The organism is Stenotrophomonas sp. ZAC14D1_NAIMI4_1 (assembly GCF_003086775.1).
GTDB lineage: Bacteria > Pseudomonadota > Gammaproteobacteria > Xanthomonadales > Xanthomonadaceae > Stenotrophomonas.
Genome location: NZ_CP026001.1, coordinates 3,264,247 through 3,275,550, shown reverse-complemented (window position 1 = coordinate 3,275,550; position 11,304 = coordinate 3,264,247). Strand labels below are relative to the sequence as shown.

Genomic DNA, 11,304 nt, shown 5'->3' with positions numbered 1-11,304 from the left:
CCCTGTTCATCCGGCGGCCTTGCCTGGCCGCCTCCAGACCCCCAGATCGAGACCATGACTGATAACGCACTGACGCTTGCCCAGGACCGCCTGTTGCGCCCCGGCGGCCTGGACACCGCTGGCCTGGAGCGCACCTTCGGCCAGCTGCTCGGCCCCGGCGTGGACTTCGGCGACCTGTATTTCCAGCATGCCCGGCGTGAAAGCTGGAGCGTGGAAGACGGCATCGTCAAGGACGGCGCCCATTCGATCGAGCAGGGCGTGGGCGTGCGCGCCATCGCCGGCGAGAAGACCGGCTTCGCCTATTCCGATGACATCCATGCCGATGCGCTGCTGACCGCTGCGCAGTCGGCCCGCGCGATTTCCCGCGAAGGCGGCGCCCAGGCCGGGCGTTCGCTGCTGCGTGGCAACGCGCGCGCGCTGTACCCGACGCTGGACCCGATCGACAGCCTGGGCAACGAGGCCAAGGTCGAGGTGCTCAAGCGCCTGGACGGCTACCTGCGCGCCGCCGACCCGCGGGTGAAGCAGGTGATGGTGAGCCTGTCCGGTGGCGTGGATACCGTGCTGGTGGCCCGCACCGACGGCGTGCTGGGGGCCGACGTGCGCCCGCTGGTGCGCCTGAACGTGCAGGTGATCGTCGAGCAGAACGGTCGCCGTGAATCGGGCTACGCCGGCGGCGGTGGCCGCTATGGGTATGCCGAACTGTTCGCCGACGGCCGCCCCGAGGCCTTCGCCCGCGAGGCCCTGCGCCAGGCGCTGGTGAACCTGGAAGCCGTCCCGGCACCGGCCGGGGTGATGCCGGTGGTGCTCGGCCCGGGCTGGCCCGGCGTGCTGCTGCATGAAGCGGTGGGCCATGGCCTGGAAGGCGACTTCAACCGCAAGGGCACCAGCGTCTACGCCGGCCGCATCGGCGAGCGCGTGGCCGCCCCGGGCGTGACCATCGTCGACGACGGCACCCTGGACGGGCGTCGCGGTTCGCTCAACATCGATGACGAGGGCCACCCGAGCCAGTGCACCACGCTGATCGAGGACGGCATCCTGGTCGGCTACATGCAGGACAGCCTCAACGCGCGCCTGATGGGCGTGGCCCCCACCGGCAACGGCCGTCGCGAGTCGTTCGCGCACCTGACCATGCCGCGCATGACCAACACCTACATGCGTGCCGGCCAGCACGACCCGCAGGAAATGATCCGTTCGGTGAAGAAGGGCCTGTACGCGGTCAACTTCGGCGGCGGCCAGGTCGACATCACCAGTGGCAAGTACGTGTTCTCGGCCACCGAGGCCTACCTGATCGAGGATGGCCGGATCACCGCGCCGGTGAAGGGTGCGACCCTGATCGGCAACGGCCCGGAAACCATGCAGAAGGTGCGCATGGTCGGCAACGACCTGGCCCTGGACGAGGGTGTCGGTATCTGCGGCAAGGACGGCCAGAGTGTCCCGGTGGGTGTCGGCCAGCCCTCGCTGCTGATCGAAGGCATCACTGTCGGCGGTACCCAGGCCTGAGCCGGGCGATGGCCAGCGCCACCGCCCGGGCCGGCGGGGACTCAGTCCTCGTCGGCTTCGTCGGTCTCGACGTCGTCGGCTTCATCGGCCGTGGCCTTCAGGCCCAGCGCGGCCGGCAGCATCAGCGTGCGCAGCACCTGGAAGATCTCGCGGTAGGCGCGCGGCGGCTTGTTCTTCGCCTTCTCGGCCTGCGCGTTGCGCACCAGGGTGCGCAGCTGCTGGCGGTCGGCCTGCGGGTAATCGTCGAGCAGGGCGCCCAGCGCCTTGTCGCCGTCGTTCAGCAGGCGCTCGCGCCAGTCTTCGGCGCGGTGCATCATCGCCACTTCGCGGCGGCCGGTTTCACTGTTGGCGTCCAGCGCGTCGCGGATCGCGTCCAGCGTGGCGTCTTCTTCGCGGCGCATGTGCTTGGCCAGGAACGCCAGCTGCCGCTTGTGGGCGATGTGGGCGGTGATCCGCTTGCACTCGGCGATATGCGGCAGCAGGTCTTCCGGCACCGGCAGGCGCGCCAGCTGGGCCGGGGTCAGCGACACCAGCTTCTCGCCCAAGGCCAGGACATCGAGCGCGTCGCGCCGGTTCTGGCTGCGGCTCTTGTCGTGGAATTCACCGGTTTCTTCGTCGCGTCCGCGCATCGTCCCTACCTGATTTCAAAAAAAGTCGCCCGGCGTGATGCCGGGCCCAACCCGCACAGGATAAAGCATTGAACGTGATCGCCCCTGAAGTGGCCGTCGGCGACGACAGCCCGGCCCGTCTGGAACGCCTGGCCGACCTTTCCCAGCAGCTGCTGGAGCGCGCCCGCGCGCTGGGCGCCAGCCAGGCCGAAGTGAGCTGCAGCGAAGACCGCGGGATGGAAGTGAACGTCCGTCTCGGCGAGGTCGAGACGGTGCAGTCCACCCGCGACCGCGGCATTGCCGTGACCGTGTACTTCGGCCAGCGCAAGGGCAGTGCCAGCACCGCCGACCTGAACGAGGCGAGCCTGGCGGCCACCGTCGAACAGGCCTGCGCGATCGCCCGCCATACCGAGGACGACCCGGCCGCCGGCCTGGCCGACGCCGCGCTGATGGCCCGCGACTTCCCCGACCTGGACAGCTGGCACCCCTGGGCGCTGCAGGCCGACGAGGCGGTGGACCTGGCCCTGGCCTGCGAGGCAGCCGGCCGCGAGGCCGATGCGCGCATCAGCAATTCCGACGGCGCCTCGGTGTCGAGCATGCAGAGTGTCTCGGTCTACGCCAATTCGCACGGCTTCATCGGTCGTGAGCGAGGCACCCACCATTCGGTCGGCTGCGCCCTGATCGCCGGCAGCGGCGATGGCATGCAGCGCGACGGCTGGTACACCGGTGGCCTGGCCCGCCAGGACCTGGAGGCGGCCGACAGCGTGGGCCGCCGCGCCGCCGAGCGCACCGTGTCGCGGCTGCAGCCGCGTTCGCTGCCGACCGGCAGCATGCCGGTGCTGTTCTCCCCGGAAGTGGCCCGTAGCCTGGTCGGCCACCTGCTGTCGGCGGTGTCCGGTGGTGCCCTGTACCGCCAGGCCAGCTTCCTGCTGGACAGCGTGGGCCAGCAGCTGTTCCCGGACTGGATGCAGATCGAGGAACTGCCGCACCTGCGCCGGGGCCTGCGCTCGGCCGCCTTCGACGGCGACGGCGTGGCGACCCGGGCCTCGGCCCTGGTGCGCGATGGCGTGCTGCAGCGCTACGTGCTGGGCAGCTATTCGGCGCGCAAGCTGGGCCTGCAGACCACCGCCAATGCCGGCGGCGTGCACAACCTGCAGCTGGCAGCCAATGCCGGTTCGCTGCAGGAGATCGCGCGGCAGATGGGCGACGGCCTGCTGGTGACCGAGCTGATGGGGCAGGGCGTGAACGGGGTGACCGGCGATTACTCGCGGGGCGCCGGTGGCTTCAAGGTGGAAAACGGGGAGATCCAGTACCCGGTTGACGGCATCACCATCGCCGGCAACCTGCGGGAGATGTTCACCGCCATCGAGGCCGTCGGCAGCGATGTCGACCCGCGCTCGCACATCCGTACCGGCTCGATCCTGGTCGGGCGGATGACCATCGCCGGTAATGATTGATGCCATTGATGGCGTAAGCTATGGCCGCCTGACGCGATCGGCCTGCTGCCGGTCGGTCAAGACCACCCAAAAACAAGGAGTTTTGTCGTGAGCGATTTCGAAAACGTGCCGGCCGCGTCCAGCGTGCCGAGCGACCAGCGCACCATGGCGCTGGCCGCGCACCTGCTGGGCATCTTCACCGGTTTCATCGGCGCCCTGATCATCTGGCTCATCAACAAGGATGATGCGGGCAAGGGCTTCGTGACCGACCAGTCCAAGGAAGCGCTGAACTTCCAGATCACCGTTGCCATCGCCGTGCTGGTCTGCGTGATCCTCAGCTTCGTCATCATCGGCGCCATCCTGATGCCGATCGTGTACGTGGCCAACCTGGTCCTGTGCATCATCGCTGCAGTGAAGGCCAACAACGGCGAAACCTATCGTTACCCGTTCACCCTGCGCCTGATCAAGTAAGATCCGCCGCACGTGGACGCGAAAACGCCCGGCAGTGCCGGGCGTTTTTGTGTGCGTCGCCGGTAGCGCCGGGCCACGCCCGGCGAGCGCGATCAATGATCCCGTTCCACCGCCAGGGTCGCCAGCGCACGCAGTGCGTCGGCCTCTTCGCCATGGCTGGCCAGCACCGACTGCATGCGTGCAGCCAGCTCGCGCAGGTGCGCCTTGGCACCGTCCATGCCCAGCAGTGCCGGGAAGGTGCTCTTGTCCTGCGCCTGGTCCTTGCCGGCGGTCTTGCCGAGCTGTTCGGAACTGGCTTCGACATCGAGGATGTCGTCACGCACCTGGAAGGCCAGGCCGAGCGCGTCGGCGAAGTCATCCAGCTGGGCCAGCTGCGCCTCGGGAGCGTGGCCGCACAGCGCGCCCATGCGAACCGCCGCGCGGATCAGCGCACCGGTCTTCAGTGCATGCATGCGGGTGAGCGCGGCCAGCGACTGCTGCTGGCCGGTGGCATCGATATCCAGCGCCTGGCCGCCGCACATGCCGGACGCACCGGACGCGTGGGCCAGGGTCTGCAGGCAGGCCACGCGCAGGCTGGCCGCCAGCGGTGCATCGGCCAGCAGGCCGAAGGCGCGTGCCTGCAGGGCATCGCCGGCGAGGATCGCAGTGGCCTCGTCGAAGGCGATGTGGGTGGTGGGCTTGCCACGACGCAGCGCGTCGTCGTCCATCGCCGGCAGGTCGTCATGCACCAGCGAGTACGCGTGGATCATTTCCACCGCCATGGCGGCGGCATCGAGCTGGTCCAGCGGTGCGCCGAACAGCTGGCCGCTGGCATACACCAGCAGCGGGCGCATGCGCTTGCCACCGCCCAGTACCGAATAGCGCATCGCCTGGTGCAGACGTTGCGGGGCATCGGCCGGCGAGGGCAGGGCGGCGTCGAGCTGGCTTTCGATACGGTCGCGCCAGCGTGCGAACTGCGCTTCAGCCGTCATGGCTGGGCGGATCGAAGGGTTCTGCGGTTTCGGGCTGGGCCGGATCGCTGAGCAGGCGCACGCGCAGTTCGGCCTGCTCCAGCGCCTGCTGGCACTGGCGGTACAGACCGACGCCGCGTTCGTAAGCACTGAGCGAAGCTTCCAGGCTCAGCTCGCCGGTTTCCATCTGCTCCACCAGTTGTTCCAGCGATTCAAGCGACTGCTCGAACTGGGCGACGGGGGAGGCGTTTTCGGGGGACTTCTTGGCCATGCGACAAGTGTGGACGGCAGCCGCGCGGGGGTCAATTCACCAGCCGCCGGGGCGCCACTGCAGCTGTGCGTCGTGGGCCAGCAGCCACGCCTGCAGCGGCGCGGAAACGACCACGTCGGCCGCGGCCAGCAGCTGCCCGCCGTCGAACAGCAGTGGCAGCTGCGCGCGCCGCCAGGGCGCGAGGTGTTCGCGCTGCAGGCAGTCCTTCAGCGCGTGTGAATGGGTACGGCCGGGCAGCAGGATGCGCTCGCCGCCCTGCCGCGCACGCACCTGCAGGGGCCGGTCGAACGCCTCGCAGCCCAGCAGGCGCAGCTGGCCGCCATCGGGCAGCGGGAGCGGTGCGCGGCCATCCCACGCGGCCTGCCAGCCCGCTGGCAGCGCGGGCAGCAGCGCCGGCAGCAGGTAGGCGTGGCCACGCCATTGCTGGATGGCGTGGTCCTGCCAGCGCACCTGTGCCTGGCGATCGCTGGGCGCGTCCAGCAGTTCCTGCTGCAGTTGCCGCAGCACCGTGGCCGGCAACGGCGCGGCGCCATGTGCGCGCACCCAGGCACGCAGCACGCGGGCACCGCGCGCCGGTGACACCTGGCGCAGCAGTTCCAGTGACAGTACGCGTGGTGCCACTTCCAGGTGGGCGATCAGTTCCGCATCTTCCTCGTCCAGCAACGTGCGGGTCTGCGCGCAGTGCGCGGCACTGCCGGCCAGGGCCGTGGCCGCATGCGGCCAGCGCTGGCGCAGCAACGGGAGGACGTGCAGGCGCAGGAAGTTGCGATCGGCATGGTCCTCGCCGTTGCTGGGGTCTTCGATCCAGCGCAGGGCGTGGCGATGGGCATAGTCGCGCAGCGCGCTGCGCACGGTGTGCAGCAGCGGCCGCCACAGGCGGTGGCCGTGCAGGAGGCTGTCTTCGGCCATCGCCGCCAGGCCATCGATGCCGGAGCCGCGCAGTGCGCGCAGCAGGAAGGTTTCGGCCTGGTCATCCTGGTGCTGGGCCAGGGCCAGCGTTTCGCCCTCGCGCAGTTCAGCGGCGAACGCCGCGCGCCGCGCCTGGCGGGCCGCAGCTTCCAGGCCCAGGCCCGCGCCGGTATCGACCTGCACGCGGTGCACGGCCAGCGCGATGCCCATGGCATCACACTGCTGCTGGCAGTGCTGCACCCAGTCATCGGCGCTGGCCTGCAGGCCGTGATGCACGTGTACCGCCCGCAGCGGCGTGCCGCTGGCCAGTGCGCTGCGTTGCAGCCAGTGCAGCAGCACGGTCGAATCCAGCCCGCCGCTGTAGGCGACCAGCAGGGGGGATTCCAGCGTGACGAGCGTGGGGAAGGTACTCACGGCGGGAAGTATAAGGGGGGCCTGGCAGGGCTGCGCCCTGCACCCGCCGAGGCCGAAGCGACAGCAACAGCAACAGCGGGCTATCCGTGGGATGGCGGGGTGGGTCCGGTTGAGGGGGACGCCGTAAATACGTCCATGTAAGCTCGGTCGCCGCATCCATGCGGCTCACGCCCCCTCAACCGGACCCACCCCGCCTTCGACAGTTTCCGGCGAGCTGTCGGAACGGCGTTCTGCTTTGGTGGGTGCCGATTCCCGCTGCTGATGGTGGGTGCCGACCGTTGGTCGGCACGGTAGATCCACGCCATGCGTGGATGAATTCATTCGATATCTGACAGATGTGCCGACCAACGGTCGGCACCCACCAACAGCCGCCGTTGCCAGTAGATCCACGCCATGCGTGGATGAATTCATTCGGTGTCTGACAGATGTGTCGACCAACGGTCGACACCTACCAACAGCCTGTCGGAGTCTGCACGGTAGATCCACGCCATGCGTGGATGAATCCATTCGATATCTGACAGATGTGCCGACCAACGGTCGGCACCCACCAACAGCCGCCGTTGCCAGTAGATCCACGCCATGCGTGGATGAATTCATTCGGTGTCTGACAGATGTGTCGACCAACGGTCGACACCTACCAACAGACTGTCGGAGTCTGCACGGTAGATCCACGCCATGCGTGGATGAATTCATTCGATATCTGACAGACGTGCCGACCAACGGTCGGCACCGACCAACAGCCGCGTGAACCTGTCGGGGGTGGGGCGGTATGGGCTTGCAGGACCGTTGGCGCCATGGATGGCGCCATCGAGCCCCCATGGATGGGTTTACGGCGTGTCCTGCAAGCCCATACCGCCTCGCCCAACACGTAGAAAGCCAGAGCCGCTTTGGCTCTGGCTTTGGCTGTTGACGTTGCATTGAGCAGGTGCAGGGCGCAGCCCTGCCGAAAAACCTACTTCACCCGGCGGCCCGAGCGGTCGATGCGGAACCATTCGCCGCCTTCCATCGGCGTATGCCCATCGCCATCCGGCGTCCCGCGCCGGCACCCGTTGCAGACCTCCGCCACGCCATCCTTGAACGGCCACGCGAAATCGAAAAGCGCCGGAATCACCTGGCGGAACTGCAGGTCGAAATAGCCCACGCGATCGCCCACGCGCCCGCGCAGCAGGCCTTCCTGCGGCGTGTCCGGGCCGTTGTCCCAGGTCAGCACCGGCAGGCTGCGGCCCGTGCGGTCCACGTAGTGGAAGCCCTGGTCGGCATACAACACCGCCAGCCCGTGGTCGTCGTAATCCAGGTCTTTCAGCGCCGCTGCACTGATCTTCAGCGTGTGCCCGACCACCTCGCAGCCGGGCAGGGCCCGCAGGCCGTGCTCATCGGTCAGCAGCTTGCAGTCCGGTGCCTGTGCCAGCGCCGCGCCGCTGGCCATCAGGCTGCACAGCACCAGCGACCGCACGAGGCGACCGCCGGCAGGCAGTGGTCGCAAAGGCCGCGCCGTCACTGCGCCTCACCCTTGCGTTCGAACGCGGTCGGCGCCGGCAGCTGCACCGGCACGCCCTTGTCATCGCAGGTGCCGGCCTGGCACAGGCGCTCGCGCAGGGCCGGGGTGGCCTGCACGATCATGTGGTAGATCGCGTTCTGCTCCAGCGTGCCACGGATGGCCTTGCTGCCCGGGCCTCGTGCCCAGATGCCCACGTCTTCGCCACCGTGCGATTCGGACTTCATCGGCACCAGCGCTTCCTGCATGTAATCCGGGTGCGTCGTGTCCACGTCGTGCAGGTTCGGGCGGCCGTTGGCCTGCTCGAAGCTGCTTGGGTTGTGCGGGTAGACCTTCGGGCCGGCCGGCTGCTGGTTGGTCGCGCCGGTGTGGCCCGGGCCGTTGGCGTAGCTCAGGGTGGTGTACGGCTGGCCGTTGCCGTCCAGTGCGTAGTCCAGCTTGCCGGCACCGTCTTCGCCGCCCTTGTCCTTCACCTTGCCCAGGATCGGGTTGCCACGCGCCGGGTAGCCGACGAAGTTGAGGGTGTGCGAGTGGTCGGCGGTGACGATGATCAGGGTGTCGTCGGCCGAGGTCAGTTCGTTGGCCACGCGCACCGCGTCGGACAGCGCCACGGTCTCGGTGAGGGCACGATAGGCATTGCCGCTGTGGTTGGCGTGGTCGATGCGCGCGCCTTCGATCATCAGCACGTAGCCTTCCTGGTGCTGCGACAGGTTCTTGATCGCGGCAGCGGTCAGCTCGGCCAGGCTCGGCTCACCGGCCGGGTCCTGCGGGCGCTCGTACTCGTAACGCATGTGGTCCGGCTCGAACAGGCCGAGGATCGCCGGTGCGGTGGCTGCGGCTGCCAGCTGGCTGCTGTTCCAGACGTAGGCACCCTGCGGGTGCGACTGCTGCCATTCCTGCACCAGGCTGCGGCCGTCCAGGCGCTGGCCGACCTTGTCGTCGTACTCGGGGTCGCGCTCTTCCACGGTGGTGAATTCGCCACGGCCACCGCCGAGGGCGACCAGCGGGCCACGGCCGTAGCGCGAGGTCGACAGCAGCTGCTGGGCGATGTCCTTGCAGCCAGCGGCCTTGGCCGCATCGGTCAGGTCGGTGTCGTTTTCCCAGTTGCGCTCGGGCGAGTGCGCGTAGGTTGCCGCCGGGGTGGCATGGGTCAGGCGCGCGGTGGAGACGATGCCGGTGGCCAGGCCGGCGCTGTCGGCCAGCTGCAGCCAGGTCAGCAGGCCCTTGGACAGGCTGTCGGCGCAGTCGCTGCGGCTGCCGGCGCTGACGCCGATCGCGCCCATGTGGGTCTTCACGCCGGTGGTGATGGCGGTCATGGTGCCGGCCGAGTCCGGCGTCTGTGAATCGGTGTTGTACGTCTTGCTGAACGCCGTGGCCGGGAAGCGCTCCCAGGACAGCAGGTTCTCTTCGCCCGAACCGCCCTTCTGCTGGCCTTCGTAGATGCGCGAGGCAGCGACGGTGGTCAGGCTCATGCCGTCACCCAGGAACAGGATGACGTTCTTGGCCTTGCCGGACATCGCGCCATTGGCGGCCGCCTGGGCGGCGCCGCTGCGGTACCACCACTGCGGGGTCTCGCCGGCCGGGTGGGCGACGGGATCAACGGCGACCTTCAGGCCGGCCGGGGCGGAGGCGGGGGTGGTGCTGGCGCAGGCGCCCAGCAGCAGGGTGGTGGCGCAGGCGGCCAACAGGGAGACGGAACGACGCATGGACGCTGGGATCTCACAAAGTGTAACGGGGCGTTCATTATGCCCAACCCTGCAATGCACGCCGATGACACACTGTTTGCCGGTGGGGCGGTCGTACCGCCCGCCCGCTTGGGCTATCGTGCCAGCATCCCTTCCTTCCCCCCTGGATTGCCTATGAAGCTGGTCTCTGCCTGGCTGCGGATTCCATTCTGGCAGCGCGTGGTCGGTGGCTTCGTGCTCGGCGCGCTGGCGGGCTGGGCGCTTGGCCCGGCCGCTGAAACCTGGTTCGGCCCGCTCGGCGAACTGTACGTCACCCTCATCAAGATGATCGCGGTACCGCTGGTGTTCTTCGCGGTCATCAACGCCATCTCCTCGCTGCACGGCCAGAAGTCGGTCGCCGCGCTCAGTGGCCGCACCTTCCTGTGGTTCGTCATCACCGCCGCGCTGGCGGTGTGCGTGGGCCTGGGCGTGGGCACCGTGCTGCAGCCTGGTGCCGGTGGCCTGCAGCTGTCGATGGCCAACAACTACGTGCCGCGCGAAGTGCCCAGCGTGGTGCAGGTGCTGCTGGACGTGGTGCCGTCCAACGTGTTCTATGCGCTGTCGGGCATCGGCACCAAGGTCAATGCCGCAGGCGAAACCGTGCTGGCCGCCGGCCGCGGTTCGATCCTGCCTGTGATCTTCTTCGCCGGCCTGGTGGGTTTCGCCATCGTCAAGCTCGGCGAGAAGGTGACCGAAGCGCGCAAGCTGGTCGGGCAGATGAGCGACATCATGATCCAGGTGACCCGCTTCGTGCTGGAAGTCACCCCGATCGGTACGTTCGGCCTGATCGCCGGCCTGGTCGGCAGCTACGGCTTCGAGAAGCTGCTGCCGCTGGGCCATTTCGTGCTGGCGCTGTACGTGGCCTGTGCGCTGCACATCGTGGTGGTCTACAGCGCGTTGCTGCTGTCGCACGGGCTGAATCCGCTGAAGTTCTTCCGCGGTGCGGCGCCGGGCATGCAGGTGGCGTTCGTCAGCTCGTCCAGCTTCGCCGCGATGCCGGTGGCATTGCGTTCGATCACCCACAACCTGGGCGTGAACAAGGATTACGGTTCGTTCGCGGTGCCGCTGGGCGCAAGCATCAAGATGGACGGCTGTGGTGCGATCTACCCGGCGCTGTGCGCGGTGTTCATCGCCCAGTACAGCGGCGTGCCGCTGACGCCCGAGCAGTACGTGGTGGTGCTGATCGCTTCGGTGCTGGGCAGCTTCGGCACCGCCGGCGTACCGGGCACGGCGGTCATCATGGCCACCGTGGTGCTGAGTGCGGCCAACCTGCCGCTGGAAACCATCGGCTACCTGTACGCGATCGACCGCATCCTGGACATGATGCGCACGATGACGAACGTGACCGGCCAGATGCTGGTGCCGGTGCTGGTGGCCAAGGAAACCGGCCTGCTCGACCAGGCGGTGTACGACAACCCGTCCACCAATGTCGGCCTGGACGATCCCGACCCGACGCCGCCGCGTAGCTGAAGCGGCACTGCAACGGGCTGTATCAGCACCTGTAACACCGCTGATACAGCCCCCGC

Annotated in this window: 10 protein-coding genes; 4 read left to right on the top strand and 6 right to left on the bottom strand. The window is 68.4% G+C overall.

Annotated elements, in window-relative coordinates:
• Positions 1–54 precede the first annotated feature (54 nt).
• On the top strand, positions 55–1,500 hold the full coding sequence (gene tldD, locus C1927_RS15120) for a metalloprotease TldD (RefSeq protein ID WP_079222680.1): 1,446 nt from the start codon (positions 55–57) through the stop codon (positions 1,498–1,500).
• Between the two features lie 41 nt (positions 1,501–1,541).
• On the opposite strand, the gene yjgA is transcribed toward tldD, so the two are convergent.
• Positions 1,542–2,129: a ribosome biogenesis factor YjgA gene (yjgA, locus tag C1927_RS15115; RefSeq protein ID WP_079222679.1), complete on the bottom strand. Its 588-nt coding sequence runs from the start codon at positions 2,127–2,129 to the stop codon at positions 1,542–1,544.
• Positions 2,130–2,197: 68 nt separating this feature from the next.
• Between yjgA and pmbA the strand changes: the two genes are divergently transcribed.
• Together pmbA and C1927_RS15105 are read left to right on the top strand one after the other, a co-directional pair.
• The gene (gene pmbA, locus C1927_RS15110) at positions 2,198–3,565 is read left to right on the top strand and encodes a metalloprotease PmbA (protein ID WP_079222678.1); all 1,368 of its coding nucleotides are present in this window, start codon (positions 2,198–2,200) and stop codon (positions 3,563–3,565) included.
• 87 nt (positions 3,566–3,652) lie between these two features.
• Positions 3,653–4,015 (top strand): DUF4870 domain-containing protein, encoded by a 363-nt coding sequence (locus tag C1927_RS15105; RefSeq protein WP_079222677.1) that lies wholly within the window; start codon positions 3,653–3,655, stop codon positions 4,013–4,015.
• Positions 4,016–4,107: 92 nt separating this feature from the next.
• Here the strand turns inward: C1927_RS15105 and C1927_RS15100 are convergent, their stop codons facing one another.
• From C1927_RS15100 to C1927_RS15075, 5 genes are all read right to left on the bottom strand, one after another.
• Complete coding sequence (locus C1927_RS15100) at positions 4,108–4,986, bottom strand: farnesyl diphosphate synthase (protein ID WP_108747125.1); 879 nt, start codon at positions 4,984–4,986, stop codon at positions 4,108–4,110.
• Entirely contained in the window at positions 4,976–5,236 is a 261-nt protein-coding gene (locus C1927_RS15095) for an exodeoxyribonuclease VII small subunit (RefSeq protein WP_006381978.1), read from the bottom strand. Before C1927_RS15095 ends, C1927_RS15100 begins: the two co-directional genes overlap by 11 nt.
• Positions 5,237–5,272: 36 nt before the next feature.
• Positions 5,273–6,559: a tRNA lysidine(34) synthetase TilS gene (tilS, locus tag C1927_RS15090; RefSeq protein WP_079222674.1), complete on the bottom strand. Its 1,287-nt coding sequence runs from the start codon at positions 6,557–6,559 to the stop codon at positions 5,273–5,275.
• Positions 6,560–7,511: 952 nt separating this feature from the next.
• The gene (locus C1927_RS15080; RefSeq protein WP_108747123.1) at positions 7,512–8,057 is read right to left on the bottom strand and encodes a WG repeat-containing protein; all 546 of its coding nucleotides are present in this window, start codon (positions 8,055–8,057) and stop codon (positions 7,512–7,514) included.
• Positions 8,054–9,760: an alkaline phosphatase gene (locus C1927_RS15075; RefSeq protein ID WP_108747122.1), complete on the bottom strand. Its 1,707-nt coding sequence runs from the start codon at positions 9,758–9,760 to the stop codon at positions 8,054–8,056. Before C1927_RS15075 ends, C1927_RS15080 begins: the two co-directional genes overlap by 4 nt.
• Before the next feature lie 153 nt (positions 9,761–9,913).
• Between C1927_RS15075 and C1927_RS15070 the strand changes: the two genes are divergently transcribed.
• Positions 9,914–11,248 carry a dicarboxylate/amino acid:cation symporter gene (locus C1927_RS15070; RefSeq protein WP_079222671.1) on the top strand — a complete coding sequence of 445 codons (1,335 nt, stop codon included), beginning with the start codon at positions 9,914–9,916 and terminating at the stop codon, positions 11,246–11,248.
• Positions 11,249–11,304: the final 56 nt, after the last annotated feature.